This window comes from Rickettsia sp. 109562A South Dakota (assembly GCF_055791265.1).
Genome location: NZ_CM147703.1, coordinates 549,477 through 568,373, shown reverse-complemented (window position 1 = coordinate 568,373; position 18,897 = coordinate 549,477). Strand labels below are relative to the sequence as shown.

Sequence of the window (18,897 nt, the reverse complement as noted above, 5' to 3'; positions counted from 1 at the left end):
AGAATCGATCCACACATCAAAGCCGGCTTGACCATGGGATAACACATTTAACTCGAAGTCACTTCAAGCTTTACGTTAAGACATAAAGATCTAAACTCTTTTATCATAACGTTAAATGACTCAGGAATACCTGATTCAAAATTATTTTCACCACGTACTATAGAATCATAAGTTTTGATCCTACCGTTTACGTCATCTGACTTAACCGTTAACATTTCCTGTAACGTATAAGCAGCACCATAAGCTTGTAGAGCCCAGCATTCCATTTCCCCAAAACGCTGTCCGCCAAAATGAGATTTACCTCCAAGCGGTTGCTGCGTTACTAAACTATAAGGTCCTATAGAACGAGAGTGAATTTTATTATCGACTAAATGATGCAATTTCATCAAATATTTCTGTCCGACAGTTACTAGACGATCAAAATATTCACCGGTTCTACCGTCAATTAATTTTACTTGTCCTGAAGGATCTTGACCGGCAAGCTTTAGCATATCTTTAACATCTTGAACTTTTGCTCCGTCAAATACAGGAGTTGCAAAATGTACGCCTTTACTTACTGTCTTACAGAAAGAGATAATCTCTTCTTCTGATCTTTCAAGTATAGAATTAATATTTTCTCCGTACAGCTCAATTAAGAATTTCTTAATTTGCTCAATACCGATCTTTTTATTGTGATATTCCTTTACTAAGGTAGATATTTTTTTTGCTAAATTTATTGATGCCCACCCAAGATGCGTCTCTAAAATCTGCCCTATATTCATACGAGACGGAAGACCAAGCGGATTAAGAACAATATCCACCACTGTTCCATCTTCTAAAAACGGCATATCCTCTTCAGGTACGATACGTGAAATAACACCTTTATTTCCGTGTCTTCCTGCCATCTTATCACCGGGTTGTAATTTATGCTTAGTTGCAATAAATACTTTGACTACTTTCAAAGCTCCCTGAGGTAAATCATCACCGCTTTGCAATTTCTCTACCTTAGTAGCAAATCTTTTATCAAGAGCCTCTTTTTTCTCATCATAATGAGTCTTTATCTGCTCTATTTCATTCATTACATTTGCATCTTCCACGGTAAGCTGCCAAAATTGCCCTTTAGATAAGCCTTTTAGCATTTCAGTAGTAATAGTTTGCCCTGCTGTTACTTGCTTAGGACCGTTAATAATCACCTGCCCTACTAAAAGCTTTTCAAGCCAACTAAATACAAAATGCTCAATAACTTCTAACTCATCATCTCTGTCTTTTGCTAATTTTTCAATTTGTTGTTTTTCAATAGCAATAGCACGCTGATCTTTTTCCACGCCTCTACGAGAGAATACCCTTACTTCTACTACGGTTCCGCTAACTCCGGAAGGTACGTGCAGCGACGAATCTTTTACGTCAAAGGCTTTTTCCCCGAAAATAGCACGTAATAATTTTTCTTCAGGTGTAATAGGCGCCTCACTTTTCGGTGTTACTTTTCCGACTAAAATATCACCGGCTTTTACTTCTGCACCTACATAAATTATTCCGACTTCATCAAGATGACGTAATGCTTCTTCACTTACATTAGGTATATCACGAGTAATTTCTTCAGGACCAAGACGTGTATCTCTGGCTATTACTTCAAACTCTTCAATATGAATAGATGTAAACACATCCTCTTTTACTATACGTTCAGATATTAAAATTGAATCTTCAAAATTATAACCGTTCCAAGGTAAGAAAGCCACAAGTACGTTTCTACCTAAAGCAATTTCACCGTTATCCGTACTAGGACCGTCAGCTATAATATCGTTTTTCTTAACGTAATGACCGACTTTAACTAAAGGCTTTTGATTAATACAAGTATTATGATTAGATTTTTGGAATTTTAGTAAATTGTAAATATCAACCGAAGGAGAACCGTCAGCTTTTTGTTCTAGAGTTCTAATTACGATTCTATTTGAATCTACCTGCTCAACAATACCGTCATGTAATGCAAGTACCGATGCTCCGGAATCTTGAGCTACTACCCCTTCAACTCCGGTACCTACAAAAGGTGCATCCGTTTTAATTAAAGGAACGGCTTGTCTTTGCATGTTTGAACCCATCAAAGCACGATTAGCATCATCATTTTCTAGGAAAGGTATAAGAGAAGCCGCAACCGATACTACCTGCATAGGAGTCACATCAATGAAATCCACCTCATGCGGTTCTACCATTACAAAATTTCCTCCCTCAACACGACAATTAATAAACTCTCCTTGTAGCACTCCGTCTTTATCAACTTTAGAGTTTGCTTGTCCAATTTTGTATTTACCTTCTTCAATGGCAGAAAGATATACCACTTCATCGGTTACACGCCCATCTTTAACTCTTCTATACGGACTCTCTATAAAGCCGTGTTTATTTATTCTAGCATAGGTAGCCATAGAGTTAATTAACCCGATATTCTGACCTTCAGGTGTTTCAATAGGACAAATACGACCATAATGAGTCGGATGTACGTCACGCACCTCAAAACCTGCTCGATCTCGACTAAGACCTCCAGGACCGAGTGCCGATAACCTCCTTTTATGAGTTATTTCCGATAATGGATTTGTTTGATCCATAAACTGTGATAATTGCGAAGTACTAAAAAATTCTTTTACTACTGAAACTAAAATTTTAGAATTTACTAAATCATGAGGCATTACGGTATCAACATCACCTGCCGACATCCTTTCAATTACGGATTTTTCCATTCGGACTAAACCTATTCTAAATTGATTTTCTATCAATTCACCTACCGATCTAACCCTTCTATTACCTAAATGATCAATATCGTCTATGATACCTTTACCGTCTTTAAGCTCTACTAAAACTCTTACGATATTTTTAATATCATCAATTGTTAAAACTGTAACTTCTTCAGAAATATTCAGCTCTAACCTAGAATTCATTTTTATTCGCCCGACTTCTGAAAGATCATATCTGTCCGCATCAAAAAATAAATTATAAAACAGGCTTTCGGCTGCTTCAATATTAGCAGGTTCGCCTGGTCTTAAAACTCTGAAAATGTCACATAATGCTGCCTCACGAGCCTGGTTTTTATCGGCAAATAAGGTATTTCTTATATACGAACCGGATTGAGGATTGATCACTAACACGTTAACATTTTTAATTTTAAGATCATTAATAACATTTAGCATATCAGCAGTAATCATTTCACCGATTTTTGCTAATATTTCATCACTTGCAGGATCTCTTAAATCTTCGGATAGATATTTGCCGATTAAAGTTTCATGAGCTACTAAAATATTATTAAGCCCTTCTCCAAAATATTTTTTAGCTAAACGAGGGGTAATTTTTTGTCCTGCTTTCAGTAAAACATTACCGGTATCTGCATCTACTAAATCACTTGTTAAACGATGAGCAGTAATATGCCCGGGCATAAATTTAACCGCCCAACCTTTATTTTTAACACGCTTATAAGTTACTGAATTATAATAAAATTTTATAATTTCTTCAGTACTCATGCCTATAGCTCTAAGCAAAGTAGTAGCATAAAGCTTTCTTTTTCTATCAATTCTAAAATAAATAACATCCTTAGCGTCAAACTCTAAATCAAGCCAAGACCCTCTATATGGAATAACGCGAGCAGAATATAAAAGCTTTCCGGAAGAGTGGACTTTTCCTTCATCATGATAAAAGAATACACCTGGTGAGCGATGCATTTGTGATACAACTACTCTTTCCGTACCATTGATAATAAAAGTACCGTTTTTAGTCATTAACGGGATATCACCCATATATACTTCTTGCTCTTTAATCCCTTTAATTTCTCTAGTACCGGTATCCTCATCTATGTCCCAAATACTTAATCTTAAAGTAACTTTAAGAGGAGCAGCATAATTTAAACTTCTTTGACTGCACTCTTCTACATCATATTTTGGAGGATCAAATTCATATTTTACAAATTCTAAGTTAGCAATATTAGAAGAATCCGAAATAGGAAAAATTGAGTTTAATATAGATTGTAAACCCTTATTTTTTCTTTCAGAATCTTTAATATTTAACTGTAGAAAGTTTTTTTCATATGAATTTTTTTGAATTTCAATCAAATTCGGTATATCTGCTACTAAATTTATGTGACCGAAATTTTTTCTTATTCTTCTATTATGTGACAAGGGTTGTGCTTCTATATTATCCCTTAATGAAACCATATAATCTCCTGACTGATAAAATTACTGCCCGTATTGAAGTGACTAGGTTCTGTATATAAAATTTAAATTATTTATATTTTAAACAATAAAGTTTTTATTGGAATAGCTATCTATTTCAACAAAATACTTATAATTTGCAGTAAAAAATTAAAAATATACTGTTTTAAATTTTTTTACATAAAGCCTAAATTAAAGAAACCTAGTAAGCTTCTTATTTAGATCTTGTGTAGGCTCTGTGAACATTTCTAAAAAGATTTAATTTTGGCTATTTTTTGCTGCAAATTATAAGATTTTTTTAAAATAGGAGCAGCTATTCTTTCAAAAATCTTATTAATTTTCACTAAAAAATATCTAAAAATAACAAATCAATTAGAAATGTTCACAGAGCCTAGGAAATTTCAATAATTTAAATTTCTAGACGTATGGTACGTTAATAAAATTATTTTAATTAATAAGATTTTTAATGTAATAGCTTTATCCTATTTCAAAAAAATAACTTAAATTAGCTTTAAAATAATTTTTAAACAAAAAAGCCTTATTCAAATTTAATCACTAAAATAAGGCTTTTTAGATTTTAAGAAGTTAATTTAAAGCTATAAAATATTTCATCTGTGATGCAAAAAACATTAGGTTCTGTAAAGGAAAATTAATCTATATTTAGTGCTTTTTGATTGCAAATTATAAGATTTTTTTGGAATAAAAACAACTATTCCGGCAAGGATCTTATTAATTTTCACTTAAAAATATCTAAAAATACAAATAACTTAACTTTTCTTTACAGAACCTAGTGCAGAAATAATTATTTTAATTCAACTTTTGCTCCAGCAGCTTCTAATTTACTTTTAATTTCTTCTGCTTCTGCTTTCTTTACACTCTGTTTAACTGCCTTTGGAGCTTCATCAACTAATTTCTTAGCTTCAATTAAACCAAGACCCGTAATTTCTCTTACAGCTTTAATTACTTCAACTTTCTTGTCACCTACAGCTGTTAAAACTACTTCAAAATCTGTTTTCTCTGCGGCTACTTCAGCGGCAGGAGCGGCTGCAGCTGCCATAGCAACAGGAGCAGCTGCGGATACACCCCATTTTTCTTCTAGCATTTTCACAAGCTCAGCTGCTTGCATTAATGTTAATGATGATAATTGTTCTTCAATTTTAGCTAAATCTGCCATAATTTTTTCCTTTTTACTTTTTTATATTAAGTTAATTTTTACTAGCATGTGCTTGTATTACTCTCGCCATACTCGAAGACGGGGCTTGTAAAACACCTACAACCTTAGTAGCCGGTGCTTGTAATAACCCAACAATTTTACCTCTAAGCTCATTAAGTGAAGGTAGTTTAGAAAGTTCTTTTATTGAATGTTCATCTAACACGTGATTATCGACTATTCCGCCAATAATCTTAAGATTATCATTAGCCTTAGCAAAATTAACTACTAATTTTGCCATCTCAACCGATTCTTTAGAATAAGCAATAGCAGTAGGACCCGCAAATAACTCAGCAATATTATTAAGCCCTGTTTGATTCGCAGCTATTTTTGCTAAAGTATTTTTAACTACTTTAAAACCTGCTTCTTGAGATTTAAGTGATTCTCTAAGCGAACTCACTTGACTAACGGTTAACCCGTGATAATGAGTAATAATTACAGACGGCGATTCTTTATAAATATTTACAATATCCTCTACTACTACTGGTTTTTCTGATCTTAACACCTTTTAATTCTCCTTTTATAACACAGTTTTAAATATATTTGTATTAATACAATCCTAAAACCATTATTTGATTATCTATTTATCACCAATAGCAAATTACATATGTAATTTGCTATTGTTTTAAAAGCTGTATAAATCAAGCTTGAAGCGGTTCTTCGCTTGATTTCAAAAATAAAATATTATTAACCTATAAATCCTTACATAAAACTAATATTTTTATATAAAAGGTGGAAGCCGCCTTTCACCTTTTATATTCAATATTTTATCCAAATAGCGGCTTATGTAATAATTCGCTATTTGCGTTATTTAAATAGAAACGGTTTATAAAAATTATGCTATACTAGTTAAATCTATTTGTACCGATGCTCCCATAGTAGAAGATAGATACATTGCTTTTAAATAACTTCCCTTCAATCCGGCAGGTTTCGCTTTAATTACTGCCTCAATAAACGCATTTAAATTTTTTAATAAATCTTGATCTGAGAAAGATAATTTTCCAAGCCCTGCATGAATTATACCTGCTTTCTCTGCTCTATATTCTACCTGACCGCTTTTAGCATTTTTTATAGCATTTTTAATATCTAAAGTTACGGTACCGAGTTTAGGGTTAGGCATTAAACCTTTTGGTCCTAAAATTCTTGCAACTGAACCTATAGCTGCCATCATATCGGGAGTAGCTATACATACATCAAAATTAATTTTTCCTGCTTTAATTTCATCAATGATATTTGTCGAACCTACTAAATCTGCTCCGGCACTTTTAGCTTCTTCTTCTCTTTCTTCTTTACAAATAACGGCAACTCTTACGGTTTTGCCTGTACCGGCAGGTAAATTCACTACGCCGCGTACCATTTGATCGGAATGCCTAGGATCAATTCCAAGCTTCATAACTATTTCTAAGGTTGGATCAAATTTAACATATGATGCTGATTTTAATCGCTCAACTGCATTTGTTAAATTATATAAAATATCTGATTTTACTTTGTCTCTAGCTTCTCTTATTTTTTTACCGCCGCTAATTTTTACGGTAACATCTTTCTTATTTGACATAATAATTAATTCCCTACCACTTCAAGTCCCATAGATGCAGCACTACCACAAATAATTTTTGTTGCTGCTTCAATATTTTTTGTATTTAAATCAGGTATTTTTAACTTTGCAATTTCACGGCAATCATCCATAGTAACTTTACCTACTACGACTTCTTTTTTAGTAGCACTAGAACCTTTAGTAATTTTAGCATACTTCTTTAAAAAATAAGAGGCAGGAGGAGTTTTTATTTTAAAAGAAAAACTACTATCTTCATAAACGGTAATTACGGTTGGCAGAGGTATTCCTTTTTCCATACCTTGTGTAGCATCATTAAAATCTTTACAAAATGCTGCAATATTAACTTTTCTTTGTCCAAGTGCCGGCCCTATAGGAGGGGCAGGAGTGGCTCCGGCAGCCGGAATTATCAAGTTAATATAACCTTTTATTGCTTTCTGAGACATTTATAAATATCCTTATTTTTCTCTTAAATTAATATTACTTTATAACACTCTTACGTAGAGGTAATTTATATATTGCACTTTAGTCCTAATTAGACATATACTTCTTTTTTTTGAAGCAGTTTTAAATAATGAGTAATAAAAATGAAAAGCTGTTTCCACTTTTATTAAAAAATTTATTTATTTTTTATCTTTCCTACTCTTCATCTTATTTAGGAGTATTCTAAATATACTACCGACTTTTAATCATTTTTCTTTACTTGATTAAAATTTAGTTCTATTGGAGTTGCTTTACCAAATATTGAAACTGAAACTTTTAACCTATTTTTTTCTTGATCTCTTTCTTCTACCGTACCCATAAAAGTTTCAAAAGGACCGTCTGTAACAGTCACTATTTCACCGACTTCATACAATTTAGAATTTTTTGCTTCTTTAGCTTCTGCTTCCAAATTATTAAAAATATTTTGTATTTCACTTTCTGTAAGAGCTTTTGGCGTGGTTTTGCTTCCTAAAAAGCCGGTTACTCCAGGTATATTTTTCACCAAATGCCAAGATTTATCAGTCATATTCATCTTTATCAAGACATAACTCGGCATTAGTTTTTTTTCTACCTTGACATTTTTACCGCGTTTAACTTCAGAAACTCCAAAAACAGGTATTAATATATCTTCAAAAAAATCCGTCATTTTCTGTTTAGCGATTTTTCTAAGCATATCTTCTTTTATGCGTTTCTCTGCTCCTGATGCCGTATGTACTACATACCACTGCTTTACATTTTTTTCAGAAGAAGGCAATATATTCTCTATACTCTGTTCTGTCACAATTTATTCCTTATACTATTTGCCAATATTAAGCAAAAGCTGCATTATATTATGTATACTATAATCAAGCACCAAACAAATTAAGCTAAAAATAAAAACTGCTACTACCACTACTAATGTTGAAGCAACAAGCTCTTTTCTAGTTGGCCAAACTACCTTATAAGTTTCTTGTTTAACTTGTTCAAAAAACTTATAAATTTTATATTCCTTAAACATATTTTTGTTAGGTAATTTATTAGACTTCTTACAAAATTCTACTTCTAGAGGTAATTGAGACAATGACTCGGCACTCGAATTCTCACCTACTAGTATGTACGATGCGATTCGAGGTGAAGTGTCTCCTTCAAATTCCTCTCTATAAGCGAATTTTGTAAGAAGTCTATATTTTATAGTAAAAAACTCAAACCTATAATGGCAGGAGCGACAGGCATCGAACCCGCAACCTCCGGTTTTGGAGACCGGCGCTCTACCAATTGAGCTACACTCCTATCATATTTTTAATAAAAAATCAATAAGATTTATTAAAAATATTTGTTATTATTAAAAAATTACTATAATAACCGGTACTTCTAATTTATAAGCTGTCACGGCAAAACAACATTTATCTTTGTAAGACGTGACATTCATTATATCTAATTAGACCCCTCGATTATTTTTTAGCTTTAATAATATCAGCTACCTGACTCGGCACTTGATCATAATGAGAAAATATCATACTAAACTGAGCTCTACCTTGAGATAGCGACCTAAGCGTATTAACATAACCAAACATTTCTGCCAAAGGCACATTAGAGGTAACTACTTGAGCATTTGCTCTTGGATCCATGCTTTGGATTTGTCCTCTACGGCTATTTAAATCACCTATAATATCTCCCATATATTCATCAGGAGTGATAACTTCAACTTTCATAATCGGCTCAAGTAATTTAGGATTACCTTTCGGCATCCCTTCTCTAAATGCTGCCTTTGCTGCAATTTCAAACGCAAGTACACTAGAATCTACATCATGAAACGCACCGTCAACTAAAGTCGCTTTAAAATCAATCATAGGATAACCGGCAATAACACCGGTTTCTCTAATATTATTTAATCCTTTTTCAACACCGGGTATATATTCTTTAGGCACAGCACCGCCGACAATTTTGCTTTCAAAAACAAACCCTTCGCCTGGATTTAAAGGTTCAAAGATAATTTTTACACGTGCAAATTGCCCCGCACCGCCTGATTGTTTTTTATGAGTATAATCAATTTCGCAAGCTTTGGTTATAGTTTCACGATATGCTACTTGAGGAGCTCCAATATTTGCTTCAACCTTAAACTCTCTTCTCATACGATCAATGATAATTTCTAAATGGAGTTCTCCCATTCCTTTTATCACCGTTTGTCCTGTTTCATGATCCGTTGAAACTCTAAATGACGGATCTTCTGCTGCCAAACGAGAAAGTGCTAAGCCCATTTTTTCTTGATCGGCGGTTGATTTAGGTTCCACCGCAAGCTCAATTACCGGCTCCGGAAATTCCATTCTTTCTAAGATTACTTGCTTATCAACATCGGATAACGTATCACCGGTGGTAGTATCTTTAAGACCTGCTAAAGCTACTATATCACCTGCCGATGCTTCTTTTACGTCTTCACGATTATTAGCATGCATTAATAGCATTCTACCGATTTTTTCTCTTTTATTCTTTACGGTATTAATAACAGTCGATCCGGAAGTAATTTTCCCCGAATATATTCTAATAAAAGTTAATGAACCGACAAACGGGTCATTCATAATTTTAAATGCTAAAGCTGCAAAAGGCTCAGTTACCGAAATAGGAAAATCTTTTTCTTCACCGGTACTTACTTCCATGCCTTTTACTATACCTATATCAATAGGTGAAGGCAGGAAATCTACTACGGCATCAAGTAAAGGCTGTACTCCTTTATTTTTAAAAGCACTACCGCATAAAACCGTATAAAAAGCTGCTGAGATAGTACCATTTCTGATTAATCTTTTAATCTCTTCTTCCGTTACTTCTTCACCTGATAAATATTTTTCCATAACATGATCATCTAACTCAACAACCATATCAAGTAATTTAGTACGATATTCTTCAGCTTTGTCTTTCATATCGGCAGGTATATCTTCTTCAAAATACTCGGCTCCAAGTGATTCATCTTTCCAAATCACTGCTTTCATTTTAACAAGATCAATTATACCTTTAAAATTCTCTTCAATCCCTACAGGCAACTGAATAACAAGCGGTTTTGCTCCTAAACGATCTTTGATCATTTCAACGCATCTATAAAAATCCGCTCCCATTCTGTCCATTTTATTGACAAAACACATTCTAGGAACATTATATTTATCGGCTTGTCTCCATACCGTCTCAGATTGCGGCTCGACACCTGCTACACCGTCAAATACTGCAACCGCACCATCAAGAACACGAAGCGAACGTTCTACCTCAATAGTAAAGTCAACGTGTCCGGGAGTATCGATAATATTTATTATCTTATCTTGCCATCTACAGGTAGTAGCAGCCGAAGTAATGGTTATACCACGCTCTTGCTCCTGCTCCATCCAGTCCATGGTAGCACCGCCCTCATGAACTTCACCTATTTTATGTGATTTACCGGTATAATATAAAATACGCTCGGTAGTTGTGGTCTTACCGGCATCGATGTGAGCACATATACCTATATTACGAATATACTCAAGTTTGTTTATTTTACTCATAATTAGCTTACCTTATTTCATTTTTTTAGGACTAAAATGAGAGAAAGCTTTATTAGCTTCAGCCATTTTATGAGTATCGTCTTTCTTCTTAATGGCAACACCTCTGTTATTAGAAGCTTCAAACAACTCTTCAGCGAGTTTATCAATCATCATTTTTTCAGAACGTTTTGACGCAGCATTAATAATCCAGCGGCTAGCGAGAGCATACCCTCTTCTTTCATCAACATGTGTCGGAACTTGATAATTAGCTCCTCCTACTCTAACCGAAGTTACTTCTAAATGCGGCTTTACGTTATGCATAGCATTATTAAAGGTTTGATATGGATCGACTCTATGCTTCTTTTCAATTTTATCAAAAGCTGAATAAACAATTTTCTCTGCAAGAGCTTTCTTTCCTTCTTTCATAATATTATTGATAAATCTTGACAGCAAAATACTGTTATATTTCATATCAGGTAAAATTACTCGCTTTTCCGCGGCGTGACGACGTGACATTTTATTTTTTCTCTCTAACTAATAATTTATTTTTTTGTAACTGCAACTTGTTTACGAGGAGCACCGTAACGTGAACGACCTTGCTTACGTCCTTTAACTCCGGCAATATCATAAGCACCGAGTACGATATGATATTTCACCCCTGGAAGATCAGGAACCTGACCGCCTCTTACTAACACCCTATCATGCTCCTTTACACTATGCTTTTCACCTGGAATATATGCATTTACGGTTCTTTTATTACTTAAACGCACCGTTGCGATCTTACGAAGTGCAGAGTTAGGCTTTTTAGGGGTAACGGTTTTTACGACTAAGCAAACACCGCTTTTAAAAGGATTAGATTCTAAGGCAGGAGATTTGGTCTTACGAGTTTTTGACTTTCTCCCAAAACGTACTAATTGATTATATGTCGGCATTAAAATAAATACTCCAAAAAAACTTATATATACGATAACTAAAAGGTGGAAAAATACTCCCACCCTTTAATTTTAAATCATTTCTAAATACAAATTATAAGAATTTGTAAATTACACTAAATTTAAATTATAATTACTTTTTCCATAAAAGCAAGTATGTTTTAATTAACAATCATTTTTTTCTCAATTATTTGTGCTATAAAGCTGATTAACATGACTAAAATATAATAACAGCACGCGGCAATAAGCATTGGAAAAAAATAATTATATGTTTCAATTGATACAATTTGTGCTCTACGCATTAAATCCATTTCTCCAAGCATAGAAATAATGGCTGATTCTTTAATCAAATTTACAAGTTCATTTACTAATGACGGAAAAATATTTTTAACTGCTTGCGGTAGGATTATATCTTTCATTATTAAAAACTTTGGAATAGCAAGAGCTTCAGCCGCTTCAAACTGACCTTTATCAACCGCATTAATTCCTGCTCTAATTACTTCCGAAACATATGCACCCGAATTAAGAGAAAAGGAAATAGCCCCTGCCGTAAACACGCTAAATTTAATACCTACTATATAAGGCGATGCAAAATAAATAATACTTAGCTGAATTAATAGAGGCGTCCCTCTAAAAATAGCAGTATAGAAATTTGCAAAAAATCTTAAAGCACGATTTTTATTTACCTTACAAATAGCAAGTAACATCCCTATCACTAAACCAAATATAACGGCAATAACGCTATATTTTAAAGTAACTAAAGTCCCCTCTACAATAAAAAGGATTGTTGGATAGAATTTTATTAAATACTCAAACATAAATTATTTATAGATTTATTCCTGCGTGGATCGATTTTTTCGTCATTGCGAGGAAAATTACAAAGTAATTGACGAAGCAAGGAAGAAATAAAAATGCTAGTTTACAGCATTTTTATTATTTTTACTGGATTGCCACGCTCCGAGCAAATGCTCGCAATGACGATTTTGGTATCCACGAACCAACGACGCCAATTTTTCAAATTAAACGAGTATACATTAGTACACTCTCTTTGCCGGCGGGACTGCTTTTACTTCATCGGTTAAAGTGGTTAACGTCACAGGTTTATAATCAAGCACTACTTTACCTGCTTCATCGATAGAGCTAAGGGTATGCTTCATCCAATCCCCATCATTACGATCAGGGTAATCTTCCCTAGCATGGGCACCTCTGCTTTCTTTTCTTGCAGCTGCCGAATATACCGTTACCAAAGCTTGATCAAGTAAATTATCTAGCTCTAAGGCTTCGACTAAATCACTATTCCAAATTAAAGATTTATCGTTAATCTTTATATCTTTATAACCGGCCCTTATCTCGCTAATCATTTCCGCTCCTTCGTCTAGTACCTCTTGAGTTCTGAATACCGAAGCGTGGCTTTGCATAGTTCTCTGCATTTTAAGCCTTAAATCTGCAACTAAAATATTACCGTTACTATGACGAACTTTATCAAATCTATTTATAACTTTTTCAAGGCTTTCTTCTTTTAAAGGCTTATGCGGGCTGGCAGGCTTAATAAGCTCAGCTGCTTTTAATGCAGAGCTTCTACCAAATACTACTAAATCAAGCAAAGAGTTTGATCCTAAACGATTAGCACCATGTACCGATACACAAGCAGCCTCGCCAATTGCCATAAGACCTTTTACTATAGTGTTATGATTTTTGCCGTCTTTAATTATGACTTGACCGTGGTAATTAGTCGGTATTCCGCCCATATTATAATGAACTGTAGGAAGTACCGGTATCGGCTCTTTAGTAACATCCACACCTGCAAAAATTTTAGCTGTTTCGGAAATACCCGGTAAGCGGCTGTGTAAAATTTCAGGAGATAAATGATTTAAATGTAGGAATACATGATCTTTATGCTCGCCGACTCCTCGACCTGCACGAATCTCGATAGTCATTGCTCTTGAAACTACATCCCTTGAAGCTAAATCTTTTGCGGCCGGAGCATAACGCTCCATAAAACGCTCACCGTTTGCATTGACAAGATATCCCCCCTCACCTCTAGCTCCCTCGGTGATAAGACAGCCCGCCGAATATATACCGGTCGGGTGGAACTGCACAAACTCCATATCTTGCAGCGGCAGGCCGGCTCGAATCGCCATACCTCCTCCGTCACCCGTACAAGTATGAGCAGACGTCGCCGAAAAATAAGCACGCCCGTATCCACCCGTTGCAAGTACTACATTATGAGCTCTAAAACAATGCAGACTACCGTCATCTAAATTCCATGCAACTACGCCTCTACATTCACCGTCTTCCATCAATAAATCAATAGCAAAATATTCAACAAAAAACAGTACTTTATGTTTCAATGATTGTTGATATAAAGTATGGAGTATGGCATGCCCCGTACGATCTGCCGCAGCACATGTACGCTGGGCTGCTTTTCCTTTGCCGTACTCTGTTGTCATACCACCGAAAGGACGCTGATAAATTTTTCCTTCTTCGGTTCTTGAAAAAGGTACGCCGTAATGCTCAAGCTCTAAAATCGCATCGGGAGCGTTCTTACACATATACTCGATGGCATCTTGGTCGCCTAACCAATCAGAGCCTTTAATAGTATCATACATATGCCAACGCCAATCATCTTCGCCCATATTTCCAAGAGCTGCACTAATTCCGCCCTGAGCAGCCACGGTATGACTACGAGTCGGGAATAGCTTAGTTACACAAGCGGTATTTAGCCCTTCTTTAGCCATACCGAAAGCAGAACGAAGACCCGCTCCGCCTGCCCCTACGACAACGACGTCAAATTTATGATGAATGATATTATACGCTTTAGTCATTAATTTAATTTTTTATCTTGTATTTTGAAATGTTTGTGTCAACGTCATTGCGAGAAAGCGTTGTTACGTGCATAGGTTTCTCAATTGTCACCCCGTGGCTTGTGACCACGGGGTCCAGTTAATAATACTAAAACTATTAGTATTATTAGTGATTTTTCTGGATCCCGCGATCAAGTCGCGGGATGACACTGAACATAACTAAATCACCCCTTATAAAACATAGCCGTCACAAAAGCTGCAATAGTAACTAAGCAGAATAATTTTACTACTATAATTAATGCATTACGTAATTTATTGCAGCTGATATAATCTTCTATTACTACCTGCATACCGAGCATAGCATGATATAAAGAAATAATTACTGTAATTAATAATGCTACTACATTAAAAGGTTTTTTAAGCTCCCACATAATGATACTTAAATCACTATTTTTATTAGTTAACGTAAAATATATTAACCATATAGAACATAAAGCTAATATAATCCCTGTAACCCTTTGTAATAACCAATGATGAGAACCGCTTTTAGCAGAACCGCCGGCCTTTGCTTTTACAATTTCCGCTTTAAAATCATATACCATTAATTTTCTCTAAACACATTTTTTCTGTTATTTGTTTTAGCTTTTCAACTCTTGAAATTAAATATAAAAGCTGTTCTTTGGTAATTTTATAGTTTTTATCATATCTTGCATCAACATAAGCTTTCCGAAGTAATTTAAAACATTCTTTTTGCTCCGGCGTTGCTATAGGAAATACTTGCAATAGCTCACTATTATAATTTTTTGCTCTACTATCTAACTTTTTTATATCATGCAACTTAGGTTTATAATTTGAAAAAACTAATAAAATGCTACTATAAAAACTTTCCGTAGCTTGATGAAGATAAAAAGCACTTTTGTTTAACTCACCTCTTTCAAATGGATATTTGCAATCAATCAAAAACCCGCATCCACTTTTAAACCACTCTTCATAATAATCTTTAGCAATTTCTTTTACCTCGCTCCAAGGTAAATCTTTAGCTTCGCTTAAAGTAAATTCACCGCTATCATATAAAAGCACTCCTTCTTTTTTGATATCTGTATAGAAATAACGCCCTTTTTCTAACTGCCTATTTACCTCGTCTATTGATTCAAGAATTATAGATATTTTCTGAATCATAAGGGATAATCTGATCTTTTATTACTCCCGTTTTTTCTAATCTTTTATAGATATTATCTTCGAGTCTTAAAGCAGCATGTCCCTTATACTTACTTTTTTTAGTATTATTAAAATATCGAGATCGCTATGATAACCATTAACTAAATCACGCACCCAATCGCCTCTAGCATATGATCCATATAAGATAATCATGGTGATTTTATCTTGTGCAATATCTAGAATTTGCTGCACTATAAAATTAAGCCTGGCCCTAATTTTAAGGGAGCGTTCGGGTAAAGTAGTTTTCATAATTCCTACAACAACATATAGCTTAAACCCATAACAACATAGTTAATAATATAGAACATATAACCACACACCAACCCGTGATGTTAACTGCTTTTATAGAAAAGCCATAACCGATATCCCAAAATAAATGACGAATACCATTACATAAATGATAAAACCAAGCGTAGCTAACGGCTACTAAGCATATTTTTATAATGCAGCAACTAGCAAGATGCAAATAATTATTGTCATATTTACTAAGAATCAACCACCACGCCAAAATTGATACTGCAAAAAATAAAGCAACACCGGTCATACGATGCAAAATCGACAACGTAGAACTTATCTGCGGTTTATATATGCTTAAATGCGGCGAAGTCGGACGCTTATTATAAATTTCCTGTTTTGTTTTAGTCATAGCTATTTAACATAATAAAAAATTAGGTAGAAGGTAGACGAGTATACCCTTCAGCAGGTGATAAATCATCTGCCACTGCTCTTCTATCATCAAAAACAAAGCACTCGCCTTGCCATAAATTATTCTTGTTTTGCGTATCTTTTAAGTACTGCAATATACCGCCCTTTAAATGATATACCTCATCATAGCCTATGCTTTTAAGTAAGCTGGTAGATTTTTCACATCTAATACCACCGGTACAAAACATAGCAATCTTCTTGCCTTTAAGTAATTTCTCATGCTGGCGAACCCAAGCCGGAAACTGCTTAAATGTTTCCGTATACGGGTTAATTGTCGATTTAAATGTACCGACCTCTACTTCATAATCATTTCGAGTATCTATTACTATAACATCTTGTTTTGTAATAAAACTATCCCAATCTTTCGGCTCTATATATTCGCCCTTAAATAAATCAACATTTAAATCATCAACATTCATCGCTACAATCTCTTTCTTAAGTCTGACTTTTAATTTCTGAAAAGGATGAACATCACTATAATTTATTTTAACGTTAACATCTTTGGTACCGGTTAGCTTTATCAATTCTTCAAGTACAAGATTTACATTTTCATATGAACCTGAAAAAGAACCGTTAAAACCTTCTTTTGATAATAAAATAGTACCTCTAACATATTTTCTTTTACCAATAAGCAAAAGCTTTGGGATCAAATTCGCCGGCTCTTCTATATTAACAAAACTATATGCACTTAAAATTGCTATTTTTTCATTCATAATTATTTAATGTTATTTTTAACGTTATTATGGCATGGCTCTTGAAAAACACTCCGGTGTCATACCGTGGCTTGACCACGGTATGACATTTAATCACATCACCTGCAGCGGTACGAACATATTACTATCGCCTCTTTCAATCAAGAGCAAAATATTTTGCTTATTCGATTTTTTAGCATTTTCATATAATTCTTCTAGCTTACTTATATCGTCTATGTTTTCTTGATTAACATTGGTTATCAGATCACCAATTTTGAAACTGTTTCCTTCTTCATCAATATTGGTTATAACTACTCCCGTTTTATCCTGAGGGATAGTATATTTTTGTCTTAATTCTTCAGTCAAATTACTAAAAGTAATATTATTTTTAGTAATAGATAAATTATTTTCTCCTTTGTTTGTTACTTCTTCTTTATTTACTTGTTCTGCTGAATCTTTGTTAATTTCTTCATTATCTGCAGTAATCTTAATAGGTAATTCAAACTCTTTTTTGTCACGAAGTATTTTTACTTTTACTTCCTGATCAATAGGAGCATCTGCAATAATTACACGTAATTTTTTAGTATTTTTAACCGGTATATCTGCAAACTCTATTATTATATCGCCTGTTTTAATACCTGCTTTATCCCCCGGACCGTCTGCTTGTACTTTAGCCACTAACACCCCACTAGTATCTTTAAGCCCTAACCCTTCAGAAATTTCCTCGGTTAAATCTTGTATTGTTACTCCAAGACGTCCTCTATTTATTTTACCGTCTTTCTTAAGGCGTTCGATTATAGGCTTTGCAGTATTTGACGGTATTGCAAAACCGATACCTATATTAGTACCGAGCGGTGAAAAAATTGCCGTATTTACGCCGATTACTTTCTGATCCAAATTAAACATAGGACCGCCGGAATTACCGTTATTAATTGCAGCATCCGTTTGAATAAAATTATCGACTATATTATCCGTATCTATATCGATATCCCGACCTTTAGAAGAAATAATACCGGCAGTAACCGTACCCCCTAGATTACCGAACGGATTACCGATTGCAATAATCCAATCACCTACTCTTGCATCATTTGAATCTCCAAACTCAACAAAAGGTAGAGGCTCCTCGCTATCTATTTTTAAGAGAGCTAAATCGGTTTTAGTATCGCTACCTATTAATTTAGCCGGTACTTCAGTATTATCTGCAAGTTTTATATTAATTTTATCAACATTTGCAATTACATGATAGTTTGTCACTATTAAGCCGTTAGGCTTAATAATAAATCCTGAGCCAAGCGGAACATTTTTAGGAGTTTGATCCACTTCTTCCCAATTCAGCGGTATATTAAGACGTTCTAAAAAATCATTAATGAAGTCTAAAGGTTTGTTTTCTTGCAGAGGATCTTTCTCGGCATTTTCTGATTTACTATTAACATATTCTATCGTTGAAATATTAACGACTGCAGGAATTAACGGCTCAACTATATCGGCAAAGCTATAACGAGCAGCTTCACTTACTTTTAAAGGAGCAGAATTTATTTCCGTAAACTCATTTTCTTCCAAAATTTCCGGTTTTTTAATGTTCTCTTTTGCTAAAACAGCATTGTTTAATATTATAACTATTACGGCAAAAATATATTTAAACATTTTGGGGTG

Annotated in this window: 18 protein-coding genes and 1 tRNA gene; all 19 read right to left on the bottom strand. The window is 34.2% G+C overall.

What is annotated here, in order from left to right; translation table 11 throughout:
- Positions 1-47: 47 nt before the first annotated feature.
- Positions 48-4,169 (bottom strand): DNA-directed RNA polymerase subunit beta, encoded by a 4,122-nt coding sequence (gene rpoB, locus ACIAS7_RS03180; RefSeq protein ID WP_473199318.1) that lies wholly within the window; start codon positions 4,167-4,169, stop codon positions 48-50.
- A 799-nt stretch (positions 4,170-4,968) separates the two neighbouring features.
- Positions 4,969-5,340 (bottom strand): 50S ribosomal protein L7/L12, encoded by a 372-nt coding sequence (gene rplL / locus ACIAS7_RS03175; RefSeq protein ID WP_473199317.1) that lies wholly within the window; start codon positions 5,338-5,340, stop codon positions 4,969-4,971.
- A 31-nt stretch (positions 5,341-5,371) separates the two neighbouring features.
- Positions 5,372-5,881, bottom strand: coding sequence for a 50S ribosomal protein L10 (gene rplJ / locus ACIAS7_RS03170; protein WP_473199316.1), 510 nt, complete (start codon positions 5,879-5,881; stop codon positions 5,372-5,374).
- A 330-nt stretch (positions 5,882-6,211) separates the two neighbouring features.
- On the bottom strand, positions 6,212-6,931 hold the full coding sequence (gene rplA / locus ACIAS7_RS03165) for a 50S ribosomal protein L1 (RefSeq protein WP_473199315.1): 720 nt from the start codon (positions 6,929-6,931) through the stop codon (positions 6,212-6,214).
- Between the two features lie 5 nt (positions 6,932-6,936).
- Positions 6,937-7,374 (bottom strand): 50S ribosomal protein L11, encoded by a 438-nt coding sequence (gene rplK, locus ACIAS7_RS03160; RefSeq protein ID WP_473199314.1) that lies wholly within the window; start codon positions 7,372-7,374, stop codon positions 6,937-6,939.
- 239 nt (positions 7,375-7,613) lie between these two features.
- On the bottom strand, positions 7,614-8,192 hold the full coding sequence (gene nusG, locus ACIAS7_RS03155) for a transcription termination/antitermination protein NusG (RefSeq protein WP_473199313.1): 579 nt from the start codon (positions 8,190-8,192) through the stop codon (positions 7,614-7,616).
- A 15-nt stretch (positions 8,193-8,207) separates the two neighbouring features.
- Entirely contained in the window at positions 8,208-8,408 is a 201-nt protein-coding gene (gene secE / locus ACIAS7_RS03150; RefSeq protein WP_004996644.1) for a preprotein translocase subunit SecE, read from the bottom strand.
- Positions 8,409-8,604: 196 nt separating this feature from the next.
- Positions 8,605-8,680, bottom strand: a tRNA-Trp gene (locus tag ACIAS7_RS03145).
- A gap of 161 nt (positions 8,681-8,841) precedes the next feature.
- A complete protein-coding gene (fusA, locus tag ACIAS7_RS03140; RefSeq protein WP_473199312.1) occupies positions 8,842-10,914 on the bottom strand; it encodes an elongation factor G in 2,073 nt (690 codons plus the stop codon).
- Positions 10,915-10,926: 12 nt separating this feature from the next.
- A complete protein-coding gene (gene rpsG / locus ACIAS7_RS03135; protein ID WP_473199311.1) occupies positions 10,927-11,409 on the bottom strand; it encodes a 30S ribosomal protein S7 in 483 nt (160 codons plus the stop codon).
- A 26-nt stretch (positions 11,410-11,435) separates the two neighbouring features.
- The gene (gene rpsL / locus ACIAS7_RS03130; protein WP_004996647.1) at positions 11,436-11,825 is read right to left on the bottom strand and encodes a 30S ribosomal protein S12; all 390 of its coding nucleotides are present in this window, start codon (positions 11,823-11,825) and stop codon (positions 11,436-11,438) included.
- Between the two features lie 161 nt (positions 11,826-11,986).
- Positions 11,987-12,643 (bottom strand): amino acid ABC transporter permease, encoded by a 657-nt coding sequence (locus ACIAS7_RS03125; RefSeq protein WP_473199310.1) that lies wholly within the window; start codon positions 12,641-12,643, stop codon positions 11,987-11,989.
- Positions 12,644-12,859: 216 nt separating this feature from the next.
- The gene (gene sdhA / locus ACIAS7_RS03120; RefSeq protein ID WP_473199309.1) at positions 12,860-14,650 is read right to left on the bottom strand and encodes a succinate dehydrogenase flavoprotein subunit; all 1,791 of its coding nucleotides are present in this window, start codon (positions 14,648-14,650) and stop codon (positions 12,860-12,862) included.
- Positions 14,651-14,853: 203 nt separating this feature from the next.
- Positions 14,854-15,231, bottom strand: coding sequence for a succinate dehydrogenase, hydrophobic membrane anchor protein (gene sdhD, locus ACIAS7_RS03115; RefSeq protein WP_473199308.1), 378 nt, complete (start codon positions 15,229-15,231; stop codon positions 14,854-14,856).
- Positions 15,221-15,808 (bottom strand): HEPN domain-containing protein, encoded by a 588-nt coding sequence (locus tag ACIAS7_RS03110; protein WP_473199307.1) that lies wholly within the window; start codon positions 15,806-15,808, stop codon positions 15,221-15,223. Before ACIAS7_RS03110 ends, sdhD begins: the two co-directional genes overlap by 11 nt.
- Before the next feature lie 66 nt (positions 15,809-15,874).
- A complete protein-coding gene (locus ACIAS7_RS03105) occupies positions 15,875-16,096 on the bottom strand; it encodes a nucleotidyltransferase domain-containing protein (protein WP_473199306.1) in 222 nt (73 codons plus the stop codon).
- A gap of 22 nt (positions 16,097-16,118) precedes the next feature.
- Positions 16,119-16,493 (bottom strand): succinate dehydrogenase, cytochrome b556 subunit, encoded by a 375-nt coding sequence (sdhC, locus tag ACIAS7_RS03100; protein WP_473199305.1) that lies wholly within the window; start codon positions 16,491-16,493, stop codon positions 16,119-16,121.
- A 22-nt stretch (positions 16,494-16,515) separates the two neighbouring features.
- Positions 16,516-17,265, bottom strand: a complete 750-nt coding sequence (trhO, locus tag ACIAS7_RS03095; protein ID WP_473199304.1) for an oxygen-dependent tRNA uridine(34) hydroxylase TrhO — start codon at positions 17,263-17,265, stop codon at positions 16,516-16,518.
- Between the two features lie 93 nt (positions 17,266-17,358).
- On the bottom strand, positions 17,359-18,888 hold the full coding sequence (locus ACIAS7_RS03090) for a Do family serine endopeptidase (protein WP_473199399.1): 1,530 nt from the start codon (positions 18,886-18,888) through the stop codon (positions 17,359-17,361).
- Between the last annotated feature and the right edge of the window lie 9 nt (positions 18,889-18,897).